General features: G+C 42.9%; 21 protein-coding genes. 12 read left to right on the plus strand and 9 right to left on the minus strand.

The window, feature by feature from the left end; genetic code table 11:
• Positions 1–14 precede the first annotated feature (14 nt).
• The 3 genes from ACZM60_RS03535 to ACZM60_RS03545 all read left to right on the plus strand — a co-directional run bounded on the left by ACZM60_RS03535 (position 15) and on the right by ACZM60_RS03545 (position 2,621).
• Complete coding sequence (locus ACZM60_RS03535) at positions 15–737, plus strand: DUF5932 domain-containing protein (RefSeq protein ID WP_489520840.1); 723 nt, start codon at positions 15–17, stop codon at positions 735–737.
• Complete coding sequence (locus tag ACZM60_RS03540; protein ID WP_021969949.1) at positions 727–1,431, plus strand: AbgT family transporter; 705 nt, start codon at positions 727–729, stop codon at positions 1,429–1,431. Before ACZM60_RS03535 ends, ACZM60_RS03540 begins: the two co-directional genes overlap by 11 nt.
• Positions 1,432–1,520: 89 nt before the next feature.
• Positions 1,521–2,621 carry a redoxin domain-containing protein gene (locus ACZM60_RS03545; protein WP_418586790.1) on the plus strand — a complete coding sequence of 367 codons (1,101 nt, stop codon included), beginning with the start codon at positions 1,521–1,523 and terminating at the stop codon, positions 2,619–2,621.
• 244 nt (positions 2,622–2,865) lie between these two features.
• Here ACZM60_RS03545 and fabD read toward each other — a convergent pair whose 3' ends face one another.
• Together fabD and thiD are read right to left on the minus strand one after the other, a co-directional pair.
• A complete protein-coding gene (fabD, locus tag ACZM60_RS03550) occupies positions 2,866–3,753 on the minus strand; it encodes an ACP S-malonyltransferase (RefSeq protein ID WP_021969951.1) in 888 nt (295 codons plus the stop codon).
• Positions 3,754–3,823: 70 nt separating this feature from the next.
• Positions 3,824–4,654, minus strand: a complete 831-nt coding sequence (gene thiD / locus ACZM60_RS03555; protein WP_489520841.1) for a bifunctional hydroxymethylpyrimidine kinase/phosphomethylpyrimidine kinase — start codon at positions 4,652–4,654, stop codon at positions 3,824–3,826.
• 247 nt (positions 4,655–4,901) lie between these two features.
• Between thiD and ACZM60_RS03560 the strand changes: the two genes are divergently transcribed.
• The 4 genes from ACZM60_RS03560 (at position 4,902) to ACZM60_RS03575 (ending at position 9,717) form a co-directional block, all read left to right on the plus strand.
• Positions 4,902–5,642, plus strand: a complete 741-nt coding sequence (locus ACZM60_RS03560; protein ID WP_418586792.1) for an NUDIX hydrolase — start codon at positions 4,902–4,904, stop codon at positions 5,640–5,642.
• Positions 5,643–5,654: 12 nt separating this feature from the next.
• On the plus strand, positions 5,655–7,136 hold the full coding sequence (locus tag ACZM60_RS03565) for a xylulokinase (RefSeq protein WP_489520842.1): 1,482 nt from the start codon (positions 5,655–5,657) through the stop codon (positions 7,134–7,136).
• A 90-nt stretch (positions 7,137–7,226) separates the two neighbouring features.
• Positions 7,227–8,543, plus strand: coding sequence for a xylose isomerase (gene xylA, locus ACZM60_RS03570; RefSeq protein WP_021969955.1), 1,317 nt, complete (start codon positions 7,227–7,229; stop codon positions 8,541–8,543).
• Positions 8,544–8,652: 109 nt separating this feature from the next.
• A complete protein-coding gene (locus ACZM60_RS03575; protein ID WP_021969956.1) occupies positions 8,653–9,717 on the plus strand; it encodes a mannose-1-phosphate guanylyltransferase in 1,065 nt (354 codons plus the stop codon).
• A 162-nt stretch (positions 9,718–9,879) separates the two neighbouring features.
• Here the strand turns inward: ACZM60_RS03575 and tpx are convergent, their stop codons facing one another.
• The gene (gene tpx, locus ACZM60_RS03580) at positions 9,880–10,392 is read right to left on the minus strand and encodes a thiol peroxidase (RefSeq protein WP_489520843.1); all 513 of its coding nucleotides are present in this window, start codon (positions 10,390–10,392) and stop codon (positions 9,880–9,882) included.
• A gap of 155 nt (positions 10,393–10,547) precedes the next feature.
• Here tpx and ACZM60_RS03585 point away from each other — a divergent pair, with 155 nt between their 5' ends.
• Positions 10,548–11,459, plus strand: coding sequence for a polyprenyl-phosphate transporter (locus tag ACZM60_RS03585; RefSeq protein WP_021969958.1), 912 nt, complete (start codon positions 10,548–10,550; stop codon positions 11,457–11,459).
• A gap of 121 nt (positions 11,460–11,580) precedes the next feature.
• Here the strand turns inward: ACZM60_RS03585 and ACZM60_RS03590 are convergent, their stop codons facing one another.
• Both ACZM60_RS03590 and ACZM60_RS03595 read right to left on the minus strand, forming a co-directional pair.
• On the minus strand, positions 11,581–12,054 hold the full coding sequence (locus tag ACZM60_RS03590) for a PaaI family thioesterase (RefSeq protein ID WP_021969959.1): 474 nt from the start codon (positions 12,052–12,054) through the stop codon (positions 11,581–11,583).
• A 14-nt stretch (positions 12,055–12,068) separates the two neighbouring features.
• Positions 12,069–12,368: a Dabb family protein gene (locus ACZM60_RS03595; RefSeq protein WP_021969960.1), complete on the minus strand. Its 300-nt coding sequence runs from the start codon at positions 12,366–12,368 to the stop codon at positions 12,069–12,071.
• Positions 12,369–12,440: 72 nt separating this feature from the next.
• On the opposite strand from ACZM60_RS03595, the gene udk reads away from it, so the two are divergent.
• On the plus strand, positions 12,441–13,052 hold the full coding sequence (gene udk, locus ACZM60_RS03600; RefSeq protein WP_021969961.1) for a uridine kinase: 612 nt from the start codon (positions 12,441–12,443) through the stop codon (positions 13,050–13,052).
• Positions 13,049–14,431, plus strand: coding sequence for an MltF family protein (locus ACZM60_RS03605; protein WP_021969962.1), 1,383 nt, complete (start codon positions 13,049–13,051; stop codon positions 14,429–14,431). The genes udk and ACZM60_RS03605 overlap by 4 nt, the downstream gene beginning before the upstream one ends.
• A gap of 208 nt (positions 14,432–14,639) precedes the next feature.
• On the opposite strand, the gene trxA is transcribed toward ACZM60_RS03605, so the two are convergent.
• The 3 genes from trxA to ACZM60_RS03620 all read right to left on the minus strand — a co-directional run bounded on the left by trxA (position 14,640) and on the right by ACZM60_RS03620 (position 16,104).
• Positions 14,640–14,936: a thioredoxin gene (trxA, locus tag ACZM60_RS03610; protein ID WP_021969963.1), complete on the minus strand. Its 297-nt coding sequence runs from the start codon at positions 14,934–14,936 to the stop codon at positions 14,640–14,642.
• A gap of 298 nt (positions 14,937–15,234) precedes the next feature.
• A complete protein-coding gene (locus tag ACZM60_RS03615) occupies positions 15,235–15,843 on the minus strand; it encodes an OmpH/Skp family outer membrane protein (protein ID WP_340319539.1) in 609 nt (202 codons plus the stop codon).
• Positions 15,844–15,858: 15 nt separating this feature from the next.
• Positions 15,859–16,104: a hypothetical protein gene (locus ACZM60_RS03620; protein ID WP_021969965.1), complete on the minus strand. Its 246-nt coding sequence runs from the start codon at positions 16,102–16,104 to the stop codon at positions 15,859–15,861.
• Positions 16,105–16,244: 140 nt separating this feature from the next.
• Here ACZM60_RS03620 and ACZM60_RS03625 point away from each other — a divergent pair, with 140 nt between their 5' ends.
• Positions 16,245–17,702 (plus strand): aminoacyl-histidine dipeptidase, encoded by a 1,458-nt coding sequence (locus tag ACZM60_RS03625; protein WP_418586717.1) that lies wholly within the window; start codon positions 16,245–16,247, stop codon positions 17,700–17,702.
• Positions 17,702–18,730: an endonuclease/exonuclease/phosphatase family protein gene (locus ACZM60_RS03630; protein WP_489520844.1), complete on the plus strand. Its 1,029-nt coding sequence runs from the start codon at positions 17,702–17,704 to the stop codon at positions 18,728–18,730. The genes ACZM60_RS03625 and ACZM60_RS03630 overlap by 1 nt, the downstream gene beginning before the upstream one ends.
• Here ACZM60_RS03630 and ACZM60_RS03635 read toward each other — a convergent pair.
• Positions 18,711–19,208 carry a GNAT family N-acetyltransferase gene (locus tag ACZM60_RS03635; RefSeq protein ID WP_489520845.1) on the minus strand — a complete coding sequence of 166 codons (498 nt, stop codon included), beginning with the start codon at positions 19,206–19,208 and terminating at the stop codon, positions 18,711–18,713. The two genes, ACZM60_RS03630 and ACZM60_RS03635, sit on opposite strands and share 20 nt — an antisense overlap.
• Between the last annotated feature and the right edge of the window lie 39 nt (positions 19,209–19,247).

Consider the following 19,247-nt stretch of genomic DNA (forward strand, 5'->3'; position numbering starts at 1 on the left):
CGAACGATTAAGATATGGAAAAGTTTAAAGTTATCATTGTAGAAGACGTCAAACTGGAATTGAAAGGTACGGAAGAAATTTTCCGTCACGAGATACCCAATGCTGAGGTTATAGGTACTGCTATGACCGAAGCCGAGTTCTGGGCGTTGCTGGAGCAGCATACTCCCGACCTGGTTTTGCTCGATTTGGGATTGGGAGGTTCGACAACAATCGGAGTCGATATCTGTGCACGTCTGCATCGGGAACGGCCGGAACTGAAGGTGCTGATTTTTACAGGCGAAGTTCTGAACGAAAAGTTGTGGGTAGATGCACTGAATGCAGGGGCAGACGGAATCATTCTGAAGACAGGCGAACTGCTGACTGCTACCGATGTGGAGGCTGTAATGGCAGGCAAGAAATTAGTGTTCAACTATCCGATACTGGAAAAGATAGTAGAACGCTTTAAAAAATCGGTAGAAGTGGAGATGTGCCGTCAGGAAGCTATCATCGATTATGACATCGATGAATACGACGAACGTCTGCTTCGTCATCTGGCATTGGGTTATACCAAGGAAATGATAACCAATCTGAAAGCAATGCCTTTTGGAGTAAAGTCGATAGAAAAGCGCCAGAACGAACTGGTGAACCGTTTGTTTCGTCCCGAAGAACGCACGGGTGTAAACGCCTGTCGTCTGGTTACACGGGCTTTCGAATTGAGGATTTTGGATATCGATAACCTTGAACCGGATGATGAATAAGCGTTTTCTTCACCCTGCTACGGTATTTTTCCTGCTCACCCTGGTGGTCGCCCTGCTTTCGTGGGTAGGAAGTATCTATGGCTGGTCGGGCGTACAGAGTCTGATCAGCGCGGAGGGGCTGCGCTGGAAGCTCAGAAATGTAGGCGACGGATTGCTGGAGGCTCCATTTTTCGGCGATATCTTGCTGCTGTCTTTTGGCGTGGGGTTGTGTCTGCACTCCGGCTTTTGGGAAGCCGTCAGAGGCGTACTGTTCCGTGGCAGGAAACTTTCCCGTAAGGAGAAACGTTCTTTATGGCTGAGTCTGAGTGTCGGTATGGTTTATGTACTGGTGGTATTGTTTCTGGCACTGGGACCATGGGGAGTTGTGCGCAGCATTACCGGCGAGTTGAAGAACTCTCCTCTGGCAGAAGGTGTCAGTTACCTGTTGTCATTGGGATTGGGAATTACGGCTATGATATACGGTTATGCTGTCGATTTATATCGCACCGACAGGGATATTATCCGGGGCATGTCGTACAGTGTTGTGCGGTTTTCCGGCTATTGCGTGACACTGTTCTTTGTTGTCCAGTTGTTTACTTCATTACATTATACCGGGCTGGATACTTTCTTTGGAATTTCACTCCAGTGGTATCGGGTTCTTTATGCATTGTGCTGCCTGCTTCCGCTGTTTCTTCGGAAAAGTAAATTCGAATAGCATTCGGAAGAATCTGCTTCAATTTGTTTGCCTTTCGAATTTAATGGGCTATCTTTGCCGCCAATCTAACTATTTATTTTTACACTATTATGAAGAAATTATTATTGATGGCAACTGCCGGACTGCTGGCATTTGCTTCTTGTCAAGAAAAAGCAGGGTATACTATCAAAGGTACTATCGAAGGTGTAGCCGAAGGTGATACCGTTTACTTGCAGGACTTTGTCGATGGTGGACTGGTTAAAATGGATTCTGCTGTTGTAAAAGGTGGAGCTTTCGAATTTAAAGGTACTCCCGATTCTGTAACTGTAAGCCGTTATGTGACTTATATGAAGAACGGACAGCGCATGACTGCGATGGTCTTTATTGAAAAGGGTAATATCAGCCTGAATATGAGCGCTAAATCGAATAAAGTTGCTGGAACAGCATGCAACGATGCATATCAGCAGTTTATGGATAAGTTCGTGGCAATCAATCAGGAGATGTCGGACTTGTATCAGAAGGCTCAGACAGATACAACACTGACCGAAGAACAGCGTAAGGATTTGGAAAAGCAGTTGGCAGAAAAAGACAGCCTCGGTACCGAAATGGTTTACAATTCTATTTCGGCAAATATCAATAATCTGGTTGGTGTACAGTTGCTTACTTCGTATGCCAATGCGTTCGAAACTGCTAAGGTTAAAGCATTGCTGGACAAGGTTCCGGCTGCATACAGCAACGACAAGGATGTCGTAGCATTGAAAGAACATATTGCTACTGTCGAAAAAACAGAAGTAGGCCAGAAGTTTATTGACTTCACAATGAATACTCCGGAAGGCAATGAAGTGAAATTGTCCGACTTCATCGCTCAGAATAAGCTGACACTGATTGATTTCTGGGCCAGCTGGTGTGGCCCTTGCCGTGCCGAAATGCCGAATGTGGTAGCTGCATACAACGAATACAAGGCTAAAGGTTTTGGTATTGTAGGCGTATCGCTGGATAATAATGTAGAAGCATGGAAGAAAGCTATCAAGGATTTGAACATCACATGGGCACAGATGTCCGACCTGAAAGGATGGGATTGCGAAGGTGCTAAACTGTATGGTGTACGTGCTATTCCTGCAACTGTATTGGTTGACCAGCAGGGAACAATTGTTGCTCGCAACCTGCGTGGTGAGGAACTGGCTGCCAAACTGGGAGAACTCTTGAAATAATAAATATTATTTTACCCCCTTTGTGAAATTTCCGTCCGGAGTCTTGCTCTGATTTTTAAGAAGCAGGAATGGAGAAAAATCGCAAAGGGGGTAAATTGTGTCCCGACGTTTCTTGAAACATCTGCGGAAGGGGATAAAAAAATCCGCTGACATTTCTTAAAAATTTGTACAAAAGAAATAATTTTTTGTACAAATTTTCGGAAGGATGTCAGCGGGTTTTATTTTTTTTATGCCGTCGGGCAGATTATGCTATACCGTGAGCATTGACTTCTTTGTTTATCTTTTTGATAAGTCCCTGAAGGACAGCACCCGGACCGCATTCGATGAATTCAGTTGCTCCATCGGCAATCATGTTCTGTACAGTCTGTGTCCAGCGTACAGAAGCAGTCAGCTGTGCTACCAGATTCGACTTGATTTCGGCTGGATCAGTATGCGGTTTAGCATCTACGTTCTGGTAAATAGGACACTTTGGTGTGTGAAATTCAGTAGCCTTAATAGCAGCTTCCAGCTCTACTTTGGCAGGATTCATCAGCGGAGAGTGGAAAGCACCACCTACCTTCAGAGGCAATGCACGTTTAGCACCGGCAGCTTTCATCAGTTCGCAAGCCTTGTTGATGCCTTCTATTGAACCCGAAATAACAATCTGTCCCGGGCAGTTGAAGTTGGCTGCTACACAAGTTTCACCTTCGGCGCTGACCTGTGCGCAGATTTCTTCCACCTTTTCATCAGGCAGTGCGATGATGGCAGCCATTGTAGAGGGTTGCATTTCACAAGCCTTCTGCATAGCCATGGCACGTGCGTATACCAGTTTCAAACCGTCTTCGAACGACAAAGCACCAGCCGCTACAAGTGCAGAAAATTCTCCCAGAGAATGTCCTGCTGTCATCTCGGGCTTGAAGTCTTCGCCCATGCAAAGAGCCGAAATGACTGAGTGAAGGAATACGGCAGGCTGGGTAACTTTTGTCTGGCGCAGGTCTTCGTCTGTGCCGTTGAACATAATGTCGGTAATGCGGTAGCCTAAAATATCGTTTGCTTTCTCGAATAATTCTTTTGCCAGCGCTGAGTTTTCGTAGAGGTCTTTGCCCATTCCTACGAATTGCGCACCCTGTCCGGGGAATACAAATGCTTTCATAAATTTATTTTTGAATTAAGTTATTAATGACAAAGGTAATGATTTATTTTAGAATTCTGCTTGTTTCGGTTTAATCTTCATCGTAAATGTGCATCGGAACGGGAGAGTGAAAATGATTCAGCGGTCCGTGTCCTTCGCCGATGTGTATGTCTTTCCCTGAGAGAATGCCTTGATATACGTATGCTTTGGCAAGACGTACAGCTTCGGTCATGTTGTGTCCCAAAGCCAGATAGGTGGCAATGGCGGAAGAAAGTGTGCATCCGGTGCCATGGGTATTGTGACTTTCTACCTTATCGGCTGTGAACAGATGTGGCTCAGCTTCGTTTTCGATTTGCAGAACATCGCACATGCCGCCGTTTTCCAGATGTCCTCCTTTTACCAGTACGGCGTGACAACCATAATGCAAAAGGTCGCGCGAGGCAGTTTTCATTGTTTCAATATCGGGAATTGGCATTCCTGTCAGCACTTCGGCTTCGCGCAGATTGGGAGTGATGAGGGTGGACAGGGGCATGAGCTGGGAAGTAATGGCTTCTATTGCTTCGTCTTCCATGAGCTTGCATCCGCTGGTCGATACCATAACCGGATCGAAAACGACAAATTCCGGCTTGTATGTCTGCAGGAATTCGGCTATAACCTTTACAATATTTACATCGTTTATCATGCCGATTTTTATGGCGCGTGGGCGTATGTCTGTCATAACGGCTTCAATCTGTCCCTTCACGTAACTGGCAGGAACAGGGTGGATGCCCGTTACTCCGCATGTGTTTTGTACGGTAATGGCGGTGATGGCGCTGGCTGCGTAAGCCCCCAGTGCTGAAATGGTCTTGATGTCTGCCTGAATGCCGGCCCCTCCGCTACAGTCTGAACCGGCAATGGTAAGTACACAAGGGTAATGTTTCATATCTTACATTATTACAATTGTTTGCTACAAAGATAAGAAACTAATTTAAATGTGCTTTCCCCGCAGGTAAAAATTGCTCTTTTACCTTTTCGTATATCGTACAATAATACATTAATTATATATCGTATAAAGTATGAAATCTATTTATTTGTGGAATAATGTTTTATAACATGATAAATATTGCTATATTTTTGAATAACGAATGAGAAAACTACTTATATTTGCATTGTCAAAAGAAAAAGAAGATATGGAAACTCAAACCGGAAATAACCTTATAATCGATGTACATGTGTCGGTGGATTGCGTGCTGATTGGCTTCGATGGAGAACAGTTTCGCGTTTTGCTGGTGCGTCAGATTGGCAAGCAAACCGACGGTGAGTTTAATGATTTGAAGCTTCCGGGCAGTTTGATTTATGCGGATGAAGACCTTGATGAGGCTGCAAAACGAGTACTGAACGAGTTAACCGGCTTGAAGAACATAAAGATGAGCCAGTTTAAGGCTTATGGATCAAAGGATCGTACTTCGAATCCTAAGGATGTGTTGTGGTTGGAACGTTTCCATCGCATTACAGACAATAAGGTGGGCAGAATTGTAACAATTGCATATCTCTCTTTGCTCAAGATAGATCAGCGTAACCGACAGCTGACTGATACGTACGATGCTTGCTGGACTCCGGTTTCGGAGGTGAAGACGCTGGCGTTCGACCATATTCAGATTTTTCATGATGCACTGACGTATATTCGCCATTATGTGGAAACAAATCCTTCGGTCATGTTCGATCTTCTGCCGAGAAAGTTTACTGCGGCTCAGCTTCGCATATTATATCAACTGGTGTACGACAAGGAGTTCGATATCCGGAATTTCCATAAAAAAATAGCGTTGATGCCTTATGTTGTGCCGATGGAAGAAAAAGAAAAAGGTGTTCGTCACCGCGCAGCACGATATTACAAGTTTGACAGAACGATTTATAATAAACTGAAAAAATAAAATATCAGAATTATGTATTTGTTAGGTTATGATATAGGTAGCTCTTCGGTAAAGGCCAGTCTGGTTAATTCCGAAACAGGTAAATGCGTAGCTTCTGCTTTCTATCCGAAAACGGAAGCGGAAATTATTGCTGTACATCCCGGATGGGCTGAACAGAAACCGGAAATGTGGTGGGCAAACCTGAAGCTGGCTACGGAAGATGTTATGAATGCAAGTGGAGTGCGCAAGGAAGATGTTGCAGCTATCGGAATCTCTTATCAGATGCACGGCCTGGTATGTGTGGATAAGAATCAGAAGGTACTTCGTCCGGCAATCATCTGGTGCGATTCTCGTGCCGTTCCGTACGGGGAAAAGGCTTTCCATTCGCTGGGTGAAGAAGTGTGCCTTTCTCACTTGCTTAATTCTCCGGGTAACTTTACTGCATCGAAACTTGCGTGGGTAAAGGAGAACGAACCGGAAATTTATGCTAAGATTGATAAGATTATGCTCCCGGGCGATTATATCGCCATGAAGCTGACCGGTGAGGTTTGTACCACAGTATCCGGACTTTCGGAAGGTATGTTCTGGGATTTCAAGAACAACCAAGTGGCTAAGTTCCTGATGGAATATTACGGATTCGACAATTCGCTGATAGCAGATATCAAGCCGACTTTCTCCGAACAGGGACGTGTAACTGCCATTGCTGCAGCAGAGCTGGGATTGAAGGAAGGTACTCCTGTAACTTACCGAGCTGGCGACCAGCCGAATAATGCTTTGTCGCTGAATGTGTTCAATCCGGGTGAAATCGCTTCTACTGCCGGAACTTCGGGCGTAGTATATGGCGTGAACGGTGCAGTAAACTATGATCCGAAATCGCGCGTCAATACATTTGCTCATGTAAATCATACAGCGGAACAGACTCGTTTGGGAGTGTTGCTCTGTATCAACGGAACAGGTATCCTGAATTCATGGGTGAAACGTACGGTTGTGCCTGCAGGCGTTTCGTACGCCGAGATGAACGAGCTGGCTGCTCAGGCTCCCATTGGTGCCGGCGGTATCAGTATTTTGCCTTTTGGCAATGGGGCTGAGCGTATGCTGCAAAATCAGGAAACAGGATGTTCTATCAATGGAATCAATTTCAACCTGCATACACGTAACCATATTATCCGTGCTGCTCAGGAGGGTATTGTGTTCTCTTTCAAATATGGTATCGATATTATGGAAGGTATGGGAATGGACGTGCATAAAATTCATGCCGGACATGCCAATATGTTCCTGAGTCCGATATTCCGTAACACGCTGGCAGGGGTGACGGGAGCAACCATCGAACTGTATGATACTGATGGTTCGGTAGGAGCAGCCAAAGGCGCAGGTATCGGAGCAGGTATCTATAAAGATAACAACGAAGCGTTTGCAACACTGGATAAACTGGCTGTCATTGAGCCGGATCTTGTCAACAAAGCTGCATACGAGGATGCTTATCAGCGCTGGCTTTCGTATATGAATAAAATTTAATCTCCTTGTTTTTGTCTGAAAGCAGGCAGGACAAGAAGTCAAAATAAAAAAATAAATAATAAATCATTAACTTTTAAATAAAATAGAACTATGGCAACAAAAGAGTATTTTCCCGGTATTGGTAAAATCAAATTCGAAGGTGTAGAAAGCAAAAATCCGATGGCTTTCCGTTATTACGATGCTGAAAGAGTGGTAATGGGCAAGAAGATGAAAGACTGGTTGAAGTTCTCTATGGCATGGTGGCATACATTGTGTGCTGAAGGTGGCGACCAGTTTGGTGGCGGTACCAAGAAATTCCCATGGAAAACTAATCCGGATAAACTTCAGGCTGCAAAGGATAAAATGGATGCTGGTTTCGAATTTATGCAGAAAATGGGTATCGAATACTATTGTTTCCACGATGTAGACTTGTGCGACGAAGCTGATACTATTGAAGAATACGAAGCAAACTTAAAGGAAATTGTAGCTTACGCAAAACAGAAACAGGCTGAAACAGGTATCAAACTGTTGTGGGGTACTGCAAATGTCTTCGGTCATGCTCGTTATATGAACGGTGCTGCAACAAATCCTGATTTCGACGTTGTAGCTCGTGCGGCTGTTCAGATTAAGAATGCTATCGATGCAACTATCGAACTGGGCGGTACTAACTATGTATTCTGGGGTGGACGTGAAGGTTACATGTCACTGTTGAATACAGATCAGAAGCGTGAAAAGGAACATCTGGCACAGATGTTGACTATGGCTCGCGATTATGCTCGTGCAAAAGGATTTACAGGTACTTTCCTGGTTGAGCCGAAACCGATGGAACCGACTAAACATCAGTACGATGTAGATACTGAAACAGTTATCGGATTCTTGAAAGCTCATAACTTGGATAAAGACTTTAAAGTAAATATCGAAGTGAACCACGCTACATTGGCAGGCCATACTTTCGAACACGAACTGGCTGTTGCTGTCGACAATGGTATGCTGGGTTCTATCGATGCTAACCGTGGTGACTATCAGAACGGATGGGATACAGACCAGTTCCCTATCGATAACTTCGAAATGACTCAGGCTATGATGCAGGTAATCCGTAACGGTGGCTTCGGCAACGGTGGTACTAACTTTGATGCCAAGACTCGTCGTAACTCTACTGATCTGGAAGATATCTTTATCGCACATATCTCTGGTATGGATGTTATGGCTCATGCTTTGCTGAGCGCTGCTAAATTGCTGGAAGAATCTCCGTATAAGAAGATGCTGGCAGACCGTTATGCTTCATTCGATTCTGGTAAAGGTAAGGAATTTGAAGAAGGTAAGCTGACTCTGGAAGATGTTGTTGCTTATGCAAAAGCTAACGGCGAACCGAAACAGACAAGCGGAAAGCAGGAATTGTATGAGGCTATTGTAAATATGTATTGCTAATAGGTTTTTATAAAACCATTCTCTTTATCCCGGCTGATTTTTATCAGTCGGGATATTTTATTTTGTCAAAATAAAGCTATATTTGCATACGAACTTAAAATTCATGGTGATGGCTTTAAACAACAATCATGTAGTTATTATGGCAGGAGGGGTCGGGAGTCGATTCTGGCCGATGAGTACTCCTCAAATGCCCAAACAGTTTATAGATATACTGGGATGCGGAAGGACATTGCTTCAGCTTACGGCTGATCGTTTTCAGGGCATTTGTCCTTTGGAAAATATATGGGTAGTAACATCAGTTAGTTATGCAGATGTAGTGAAGGAGCAATTGCCCGATATTCTGCCCGATCATATTTTACTTGAGCCTTGTCGTCGTAATACGGCTCCGTGTATTGCTTATGTCAGTTGGAAGATAAAGGCAAAGAACCCGAAGGCGAATATTGTAGTGACTCCAAGTGATCATGTGATTATGGATGTCAGAGAATTTGTACGTGTCATTAATTCGGCAATGAAATTTACTGCTGATTCTGATGCTATTGTTACATTGGGCATGAAAGCTACTCGTCCGGAAACGGGATATGGATATATCGAAGCGGATCTGACCATGGCTTGTCCGTCCAATAAGGAGATTTATCGGGTAGATGCTTTTAAGGAGAAACCGAATCTGGAAGTGGCGCGTCGTTATATTCAGCGTAAGAATTATTTCTGGAATGCGGGAATCTTTATATGGAATGTCAATACGATTGTAAATGCTTTGCGGGTTTATCAGCCTCCTATGGCTGAGATATTCGAGCGTATGCTTCCTTATTTCTATACAGAAAAGGAACAGGATATGCTGAATGAATTGTTCCCTATGTGTGAAAATATTTCGGTAGACTATGCCATTATGGAGAAGGCGGAGGAAATTTATGTATTTCCGGCTTCGTTTGGCTGGAGTGATTTGGGTACATGGGGCTCTTTACAGGAAAATTCGAAAAGAGATTCGCATAATAATGCCTGTATCGGCGATAATATCAAGCTGTTTGAAACCCGAAATTGTATAGTTCATACGACTCAGGAAAAGAAAGTGGTGGTTCAGGGACTGGACGGTTATATCGTAGCCGAAAAGAATGATACATTATTGATTTGCCGTTTGAGTGAGGAACAGCGTATCAGGGAGTTTGCCGAGGAATGAGTTCTTTAGTGAAATAGCCATTATTCCACGGAGGATATCTTTGGCCGCTATGTTACGGGAAATTATTATGTATATGAAATAAAAAATAACGTGGCGAAAAGAGAAGGTGAATATTATCCGATTCTCTTTTCGCCACAGTTGTTAGTTGGTATAGGGTGATAGTTATCTTTGCGCTTTAAGTGCTGCTAAAGCTGCTTCATAATTCGGTTCCTGAGTGATTTCAGGTACAAGTTCGGTATAGATGATTTTACCTTCCGGGTTGACGATTACTACAGCGCGTGCCAGTAATCCGCATAATACTCCGTCGCTCATTAGTACACCATACTTTTCTCCGAAATCGGAAGTGTATCTATAATCTGACAGAGGAATTACGTTTTCGATACCTTCTGCCGTGCAAAATCTTCCTTGTGCGAATGGTAAGTCTTTGGAAATTGCCAGAACAACAGTGTTTTCCATTTCAGTTGCCAGCTTGTTGAATTTGCGGACTGAAGCTGCACAAACACCAGTATCCATACTTGGGAATATATTCAGCAGGGCATATTTTCCTTTAATGTCATTTTGAGTAAACGAACTTAAATCTCCTTTTACCAGTGAAAACTCAGGAGCCTGAGCTCCAACTTTTACAAACTCGCCTGCCAATGAAACAGGAGTTCCTTGAAATGCTGTTTTTGCCATGATTACTTTTTATTAAATGTTTCTGTGAATATAACAAATATTTGGTACGAATGTTTATTCATAGTGCCTTTTTTATTTTTTTTCGTAGAAACATGTCGTTTTTTTCTTTTACTTTGCAGATTGAAAAATTCTTAAAAAACAGATAAAGGAATAAAATGAAACGAGGTTTTAAAGACTACGCTTTACTTGCTTTGAAAGGAATGGGCATGGGAGCAGCCGATGTCGTTCCGGGAGTATCTGGTGGAACAATCGCATTTATAGTAGGAATTTATGATGAATTGATTGATTCGATTAAAAGTATCAATGCTCAAAGTTTGAAAATGTTTTTTACCGGAAGATGGAAGGCTTTTTGGAAAATGATAAATGGCAATTTCCTGCTGTTCCTGCTGGCTGGTATTGGTATCAGTGTCTTTTCATTGGCAAAGGTTATAACATGGTTGCTTATGGATCATCCGGTACTGGTATGGTCGTTCTTTTTCGGACTGGTTCTTGCTTCTACGTGGTTTGTAGGAAAAGATATTAAGGAATGGAACTGGAAGACGATTCTTGGATTTATTGTAGGGGGAATTGTTGCTTTTTATATTACAGTAGCTACTCCGGCCGAAACTCCGTCGAACTTATTGTTTATTTTTATATGTGGTGCTATTGCAATTTGCGCAATGATTCTGCCAGGCATTTCGGGTAGTTTTATATTGGTGCTGTTGGGAAAGTATTTTTTCATAATGGAAGCTGTAAAAACGCTTGATATAAAGATTATAGTGATTTTTGGTGCCGGAGCTTGCATCGGTATAACTACTTTCTCTCGTGTACTTTCGTATGCATTGAAGCATTTCAGAAATATTACTTTGGCTGTACTGACTGGTTTCATGTTAGGTTCTCTGAATAAAGTATGGCCTTGGAAACGGACCGTTGAAACTTTTATTGATAGTCATGGGGTAGAGAAACCGTTGATAGAAACCAATATATGGCCTGATCAGTATCTTTTCGAAGCTATTATCTTGATGCTGGTAGGTTTCTTTCTTGTGTATTTTTTGGAAAAATTATCCAATAAAAAAGTCAGCGAATGAAATAATCGTGCAAAGTTTGCGTTGAACTCAATATATTTAATACCCTCGTCCTTGCTTGGAACAATATTGTTTTCTCTTGCAGGAACGAAGGTATTTGTTTGTATGTCATGAAAGTCGAATGTTATTCATCTTCAGTCTTACATTCGTGAAAGTGCATTTCCTTTTCAGCTTTTTCTCGTGGAAATGCAAAATAAGTACATACAGCCTGGGTACATACTTCGCCTGCCTGATTAAGCAATGAAGCTTCAATCACAACAATGTTGCGGCGTTGTTCTTTGATAGATGCACGTATTGTTAAAACGGTGTCGGTTGTATGTACAGGTTTCAAGTAACGGGTTTCCATTTTTGAAGTAACGCCGGCGGTTTGCAGTTTTCGCATGATGACCCATCCGCAGACTTCGTCGAGTAATACTGCTTGAATACCTCCATGCAGCGTATTAAGCCAACCCTGATATTTGTTGTCCGGATGCCAGAAGCTGACTATTTCATCACCATCTTCGTAAAATTCCATTTGTAAGCCTGAAGGGTTTTGAGGCGCACAACCAAAACAATTGTAACCTTCCACACCACTCCAGGGGTTAATAATCTTCTTCATAGTCGTATGGAATTCTAAAAAATGTAGTCAGTGCAGGCGCGATCTTGCTTAACTTCTTTCAGGATACCGGCTGCGGCAACGTGCGCCGGATGAACGGCATAAGCTTTTACATCGTCCAGTGTATCGAATTCACTTTCCAGACAGATGTCCCATTTTTCATCGGGATTGATATTCAGACCTACGAAGATTTTGCGAATGCTTGGTATTGTGGCTGGCAAAGCCTCGATTGCAGCCTTGAAGTTGTTCATGACTTGCTGTTTTTCTTCTGTAGAAAGACTTTCTTTCAGTTTAAATAAAACAATGTGCTTGACCATAGTTGTTTATATTATGAATTATCGTAAATTTGTATAGCTGCAAATATATAACTATTTATTGAAACATTGCGTATGATAATCATTGGAATTGCAGGAGGTACAGGCTCCGGTAAAACAACTGTAGTGAAAAGTATAATTGACAGTCTTTCGGCCGACGAAGTCGCTTTGCTCCCGTTGGATTCTTATTATAATGACAGTAGTCATGTTCCGGTTGAGTTGCGTCAGAGCATTAATTTCGATCATCCAAATGCTTTCGACTGGGATTTGTTGTCGAAACACGTAGCTATGCTTCGTAGAGGAGAAGCAATAGAGCAACCTATTTATGATTTTCTTACTTGTACACGTCAGAAAGAAACATTGCATGTGGAGCCTCGTAAGGTTGTTATTATAGAAGGTATTCTGGCTTTGAGCGACAAGGAGTTGTGTAATTTGATGGACTTGAAGATTTTTGTAGATGCCGATCCGGATGAACGTCTGATTCGCGTGATGCAACGTGATGTTGTAGAAAGAGGACGTACGGCAGAGGCAGTCATGGAACGTTATATGAGAGTCTTGAAACCGATGCATCAAGAATTCATTGAACCAGCAAAGCGATATGCTGATCTGATCATTCCTCAAGGAGGATACAATAGAAAGGCTATAGAGATTTTGAAAATGTATATTGAAAAAATAGTCGGACGATGAGAATATCCTATGTTCTCTGGTCAGTATTATGTCTGAGTTTGTTGTTTTCTTCCTGCCATTCCCGAAAGGGGACGGTAGAGGGTGAAGTTGCGGTCGATTTACCTGAAATAATGGAAAGAGGAGAGCTGGTGGTTCTTACTGCCAATAGTTCTACTTCTTATTTTAATTATCGGGGTGAACCGATGGGCTTTCAGTATGAACTGGCACAACAGTTCGCGCGTTCACTTGGACTGAAACTGAAACTGAAGGTGGTGAACAACCCTTCGGAGATGGTTCGTTGCCTGTTGAAGGGAGAGGGTGACTTGATAGCTTACAATCTCAATATAACGAATGCTTGGAAAGATAGTCTGATTTATTGTGGAGAAGAAAATATTACTCATCAGGTTATAGTACAGCGCAGGGGAAAGAATGCCTTGAAAGATGTTACACAGCTCCCAGGTAAGGACATTTATACTACTCCGGGAAAATACTATGACCGTTTGACAAATCTGAACAGCGAACTGGGAGGAGGCATAAATATTCATAAAGTTGTTGCCGACAGTGTATCGGAAGAAAATCTGATTACATGGGTAGCCGAGGGAAAGATAGACTATACTGTTGCAACTAATGAAATAGCAAAGATAAACCGTACTTATTATCCGAATCTTGATATCGGACTGGTTATCAGTTTCGACCAGCGTTCATCGTGGGCTGTACGGAAAACTTCGGTGTTGCTTGCAGAGGCTGCCGATAAATGGCACCGGGAAAATATCAATTCTTCGGAGTTTAAGGCAAGTGCCCGGCGTTATTTTGAATTGAACAAGCGTACTACTCATGGTTCTATTCTTTCCGTAAAGGATGGAAAAATCTCTCATTATGATGATTTGTTCCGGAAATATGCCAAAGAAATAGGATGGGACTGGCGGATGCTGGCTTCTCTTGTGTATACGGAATCTAATTTCGATCCCAATGTTATATCATGGGCAGGTGCACGTGGGCTGATGCAGTTGATGCCTGCTACGGCACATGCCATGGGAATGCCGGCAGGCAAGGAGAGTGATCCGGAGGAAAGTATAAAAGCTGGAGTAAAGTATATTGCCCGTCTGCAAGAAATATTTGCCAAAGTGCCTGACAAGGAGGAACGTAATAAGTTCGTGCTGGCAGCATATAATGCAGGAGTCGGTCATATAACCGATGCGATGGCATTAGCCGAAAAGTATGGCAGAAACCGTAATCTATGGGATCATCATGTTGATCATTATATTTTGTTGAAGAGCAATGAAGAGTATTATCAAGATCCCGTGTGCAAAAATGGGTATTTCAGAGGGACTGAAACGTACAACTTTGTACGAGAGGTGGTAGAACGTGCTGCAGAATATAAGAAAAAGATTAAACATTGACGTATGTGTACAGAGATATCTGCGATACGAACCTTGGGATAGCATTCTATTAGCCTGAAATATAAAACAGGCTGTTCGGCATTCTTTGTATACGACTATATGGGATTATGATAAAAAAACGGTCTTTTCTTCGTAGGAAAGGAGATAAGTTTGCTCCTCACTACGGGAAAAGACCAGTTTTTGTACTACGTGAAAATGAATATTTGCTTTACTTAAACATTTCGATTATTTTGTTTAGCTCATTAGCTTCTATTACTCCGCTTTGTCTCCAGAGCTGTTTTCCGTTCTTGAAAATCATAAGTGTTGGAACGGAAGATATTGCATAATGTTGCGCTATATTTTGATTCTTGTCTACATCTATTTTTATTATTCGCAGCGAATCACCTTGTATTTCCTTTACTTTCTTTAAAATTCCGGTCATTATTTTACAAGGCATACACCATTCTGCGAAAACATCCACTAACACGGGACTGGGCGACGATATTAAGTCGGCAAACGTTTCCATAAAATCTCCTTCTATATAAATAAATACCTTATTCCTTTTTATAATTTAAAACAATTTATTTCCCGATATGTTCAATGAATGTCTAAGAAAAAACACAAAAAAAATGAGCTTTTTTTAGTTACATATAAGGCTTTTATTCTGAAGAGTCATGAGTTGTGATAATATAAGACTTGAAGGATACCCGATGGAAATATGATGAGATGAGGGAGCATGGGGTGATTGTTTCTATTATAGAGAAAAAAAGCCCTGCCGTTTTTTGTAATGCGGCAGGGCTTGAATTAATACAAGGTTTTCAAAATTATTTCTTGCTTGATGCAGGATTGTAACGAGCATTCAGTCCGTCTACGATTTCCTGAGTAATATTGAATGCCGGATCAGCATACAACAGATTATCGAAACCAGTGTTGCTGATAATCAGGCTATAGCCTTTATCTTTGTTGTAAGTCTTCAGGAATGAATTGATAGAGTCACGCAATTGCAAGCTGATCTTCTGATTTTCTGCCTGCAGTTCGCTTGTCAGCTTTTCCTGCAACTGCTGCAAGTCACGCTGTTTCTGGCTGATACGCAGATTTTCCTGTTCTGCACGTTCGCGGCTGGCAAAACCATTGTTTTCCAGTTTACGCTGGAATTCTCTCATTTCCTGATCCAGTTCCTTAGCCTTTTCGTTCAGTGTAGTACGAATGTTTTCTTCCTTCTGAATCATCATTTCGTTCAGGTCATTCCAGTAACGATATTTAGTCAGCAGAGAATCGATTTCTACATAAGCTATCTTCATGTTTACCGGACCACCCACTACAGCTGGAGTTGAGGTACTTTTGTCATTTGCCTTGTTGTCAGTACATTGTGTAAACATCAGCACCATAGCCAGTGCGATAAATCCGTTAAGGATATGCTTCATACTTTTCATAATGGTTTTAGTATCTTAGTTATTAATTGTTTTTTCCGTTTCCGTTTCAGCTTGTTTGCGTTCTGCTATGGCATGTGGGTTCACTATTTGTGCCTCCCTGTCCTGCGACTGCACACATCCGATACCTCTTTTTCTCATGGCTTTACTTCCACTGACGTGCGTGTTAGGAAAGCGTCCGTTTTTCTTAAAGAGTATCTTTACCGATAATAGTGCTATGCAGATAGCAACTATTAACATTGTTATAAGGATAGTCTTGAGCATTTCTATTAATTTTGTGGTGCAAATATAAATCTTTTGTCACCGATTTACTCTTTTCGGTGTGGAAAAAAGAGGCTACTTGCCCCGTTAATATGTGTTTTTAACTTATTTTTAGGGATAATAGAACAAATAAATAAACTATTATGGAGAAAAAAGATTTGCAACCTGCTATTGTCTTCCATTATTTTGAAGAAGTTTGTCAGGTGCCACGTCCTTCCAAAAAGGAAGAGAAAATAAGAGCATATCTGCTTGAGTTTGCCAAGAAACACGGTCTGTCGTCAAAAACAGACGAAGCTGGCAATGTGTTGATTGAGAAGCCAGCTTCAGCTGGTAAGGAAAATCTGAAGACTGTTGTCCTTCAGTCGCACATGGATATGGTATGTGAGAAGAATAAGGATACGCAGCATAATTTCGAAACCGACCCGATAGAAACTTATGTTGACGGTGAGTGGTTGAAAGCGAAAGGTACTACACTGGGAGCCGACAACGGAATCGGTATTGCTACCCAGCTTGCCGTACTGGCATCACAGGATATCGAGCACGGACCGATACAGTGTCTGTTTACTGTCGACGAGGAAACCGGACTGACAGGTGCTTTTGCCTTGAAGGAAGGATTTATGAATGGTGACATTCTGATTAACCTCGATTCGGAAGATGAAGGCGAATTGTTTATCGGATGTGCTGGTGGAGCTGGTACTACCGCACAGTTCCCTTGTCCGATGACGGCTGCTCCCGAAGGATATTTCTTCTTCCGTGTAGCTGTAAAAGGCCTTACAGGAGGACATTCGGGCGATGACATTAATAAGAACCGTGCCAATGCCAACAAGCTGTTGAACCGTTTTCTGGTTCAGCTGATGCAGAAATACGACTTGCGTCTGTGTGAGATAGACGGAGGTAACCTGCACAATGCCATTCCTCGCGAGGCACATGCTGTTTGTGCTGTCCCAATGAAAGATAAAGAATCTGTACGTGTTGATTTGAACATATACTTGTCGGAAGTAGAAAATGAATTTACTGTAACGGAACCGAATCTCGTTATGGAACTGGAATCGGAGAGTCCTTGTGCGGAAGTTATGGAGCAGGAGGCTATGAAGAAATTCCTTCATGCAATCTATGCCGTACACAATGGCGTGTATGCCATGAGTCAGGATATTCCCGGATTGGTAGAAACTTCTTCCAACCTTGCTTCAGTTAAGCAGCGCGACGGCAAGATTGTAGTCGTAACCAGCCAGCGCAGTTCCATCCTTTCTTCACGCAAGGATATGTCGCAGATGGTAACCTCTGCCTTTTTGCTTGGCGGTGCGGAAGTTACAACCGGCGACGGTTATCCGGGATGGAAGCCCAACCCGAATTCAGAAGTTCTGCAAATTGCCGTAGAAAGCTATAAACGCCTCTTCGCTACAGAGCCGAAGATAAAAGCTATCCATGCCGGACTGGAGTGTGGTTTGTTCCTCGAGAAATATCCTTCACTCGATATGGTTTCGTTCGGTCCTACGCTCCGTGGCGTTCATTCACCCGACGAACGCATGCTTATCCCTACAGTCGATAAGTTCTGGCGTCACTTGCGCGATGTACTGGCACATATTCCTGCAAAGGCATAATGAGCCTCTTTTCAAAAATATTATTAGGGTTTGCTGCTTGCCTCACAGCCTTTGAGTGTGGGGCACAGCAAACCCTTCGTGTTATGGAATACAATGTAGAGAATCTGTTCGACTGTCGTCATGACTCGCTGAAGCACGATTCCGAATACCTTCCTCACGCTACCCGAGGCTGGAGTTGGAAACGTTATCACGAGAAGCTGAACCGGATAGCCAAGGTGATACTGGCTGCCAGCGGTGAACAGGTGCCCGACCTGGTCGGACTTTGCGAAGTGGAAAATGCATATTGTCTGGACGGGCTGGTGAAATATTCTCCGCTTCGGGATGCAGCCTATCGCTACGTGATGACCGATTCGCCCGATGAACGGGGAATTGACGTGGCACTTCTGTACCAGCCTTCTTCTTTCCGGCTGATAGCTGAGCAGCATATCCGCATTCCCTCCCACGAACTGAAGCGTAAGCCTACCCGCGATATCCTGCATGTGGCAGGTCGGGTACTTTCCGGCGATACGCTCGATGTCTTTGTCTGTCACATGCCTTCGCGTTCGGGAGGCGAGAAACAGAGTGAACCCTACCGTCTGCTTACTGCACGCACGCTGCGTCATGCGGCAGATTCTGTCATGAAAATCCGTCGTACACCTTACCTTATTATAATGGGCGATTTCAACGACTATCCCGAAAGCCGTTCTGTTTGTCAGACACTGGGTGCCGGAAAACCCGGAAAGGATATCCATTCCTTTAACTTGTATAATCTGATGAACGGGAAGCAAGGAGGTACCTACCGGTACCGTGGCGAGTGGGGCATCCTCGATCAGCTCATTCTGAATGGTACCTTTCTCAAACAGCAAGGAAACCTTACCACGTCTAACGACCGAGCCCGCATTCTTACGTTTCCTTTTCTGCTGGAGGAAGATGAAAATTATGGAGGCGACAAGCCTTTCCGTACCTACAACGGCATGAAATACCACGGCGGTTACAGCGATCATCTGCCTGTCTGCCTCGATATAGACCTTAAATGTCCAATCCCATAATATAATCGTTCATGTAATAACCGTTCCCGATCGGGGAATCACCTTCACGCACTTTCTTCATTCCCATGTGCTCGTAAAATCCCAATGCCGGATTATTGCGGTTTACATTCAGTTCCATGCGGCACGGAGCCGGGTGAAGTTCTTTAATGCCTTTTATAGCTTGCTGAAACAACTGTCTGCCCAGGTGGTACTTCTGATAATAGGGGATGACGTAAATCTTTTCGAGGTGAAACAAATCCTTGTCCTCCTGACGGATAGAAACATATCCTGCCGCTTCACATTCCTCGTAGGCTATATAATAAATGTGTCCTTCTTTCTCCATCTGCTTGTGCAGGTTCTCTATGGAATACATCCAGTCCATTATATATTCTATCTGTTCGTGGCTGAGGATATCCTTGTACGTTTCGGGAAATACATTCCATGCCAGTTTGTTTATCAGCGGAATGTCGGCTGTAGTTGCTTTCTTTATTAAAAACATAGTTTTGAGTATTTAATAGTTTGTTATTTCACAAAAATA

The sequence above is a fragment of the Phocaeicola sp. genome (genome assembly GCF_057861905.1).

What these genes read in the sequence shown, in the direction of transcription:
- ACZM60_RS03535 (WP_489520840.1), top strand. Translation starts at nt 15, where the DNA reads ATGGAAAAGTTTAAAGTTATCATTGTAGAAGACGTCAAACTGGAATTG.
- ACZM60_RS03540 (WP_021969949.1), top strand. Translation starts at nt 727, where the DNA reads ATGATGAATAAGCGTTTTCTTCACCCTGCTACGGTATTTTTCCTGCTC.
- ACZM60_RS03545 (WP_418586790.1), top strand. Translation starts at nt 1,521, where the DNA reads ATGAAGAAATTATTATTGATGGCAACTGCCGGACTGCTGGCATTTGCT.
- fabD (WP_021969951.1), bottom strand. Translation starts at nt 3,753, where the DNA reads ATGAAAGCATTTGTATTCCCCGGACAGGGTGCGCAATTCGTAGGAATG.
- thiD (WP_489520841.1), bottom strand. Translation starts at nt 4,654, where the DNA reads ATGAAACATTACCCTTGTGTACTTACCATTGCCGGTTCAGACTGTAGC.
- ACZM60_RS03560 (WP_418586792.1), top strand. Translation starts at nt 4,902, where the DNA reads ATGGAAACTCAAACCGGAAATAACCTTATAATCGATGTACATGTGTCG.
- ACZM60_RS03565 (WP_489520842.1), top strand. Translation starts at nt 5,655, where the DNA reads ATGTATTTGTTAGGTTATGATATAGGTAGCTCTTCGGTAAAGGCCAGT.
- xylA (WP_021969955.1), top strand. Translation starts at nt 7,227, where the DNA reads ATGGCAACAAAAGAGTATTTTCCCGGTATTGGTAAAATCAAATTCGAA.
- ACZM60_RS03575 (WP_021969956.1), top strand. Translation starts at nt 8,653, where the DNA reads ATGGCTTTAAACAACAATCATGTAGTTATTATGGCAGGAGGGGTCGGG.
- tpx (WP_489520843.1), bottom strand. Translation starts at nt 10,392, where the DNA reads ATGGCAAAAACAGCATTTCAAGGAACTCCTGTTTCATTGGCAGGCGAG.
- ACZM60_RS03585 (WP_021969958.1), top strand. Translation starts at nt 10,548, where the DNA reads ATGAAACGAGGTTTTAAAGACTACGCTTTACTTGCTTTGAAAGGAATG.
- ACZM60_RS03590 (WP_021969959.1), bottom strand. Translation starts at nt 12,054, where the DNA reads ATGAAGAAGATTATTAACCCCTGGAGTGGTGTGGAAGGTTACAATTGT.
- ACZM60_RS03595 (WP_021969960.1), bottom strand. Translation starts at nt 12,368, where the DNA reads ATGGTCAAGCACATTGTTTTATTTAAACTGAAAGAAAGTCTTTCTACA.
- udk (WP_021969961.1), top strand. Translation starts at nt 12,441, where the DNA reads ATGATAATCATTGGAATTGCAGGAGGTACAGGCTCCGGTAAAACAACT.
- ACZM60_RS03605 (WP_021969962.1), top strand. Translation starts at nt 13,049, where the DNA reads ATGAGAATATCCTATGTTCTCTGGTCAGTATTATGTCTGAGTTTGTTG.
- trxA (WP_021969963.1), bottom strand. Translation starts at nt 14,936, where the DNA reads ATGGAAACGTTTGCCGACTTAATATCGTCGCCCAGTCCCGTGTTAGTG.
- ACZM60_RS03615 (WP_340319539.1), bottom strand. Translation starts at nt 15,843, where the DNA reads ATGAAAAGTATGAAGCATATCCTTAACGGATTTATCGCACTGGCTATG.
- ACZM60_RS03620 (WP_021969965.1), bottom strand. Translation starts at nt 16,104, where the DNA reads ATGCTCAAGACTATCCTTATAACAATGTTAATAGTTGCTATCTGCATA.
- ACZM60_RS03625 (WP_418586717.1), top strand. Translation starts at nt 16,245, where the DNA reads ATGGAGAAAAAAGATTTGCAACCTGCTATTGTCTTCCATTATTTTGAA.
- ACZM60_RS03630 (WP_489520844.1), top strand. Translation starts at nt 17,702, where the DNA reads ATGAGCCTCTTTTCAAAAATATTATTAGGGTTTGCTGCTTGCCTCACA.
- ACZM60_RS03635 (WP_489520845.1), bottom strand. Translation starts at nt 19,208, where the DNA reads ATGTTTTTAATAAAGAAAGCAACTACAGCCGACATTCCGCTGATAAAC.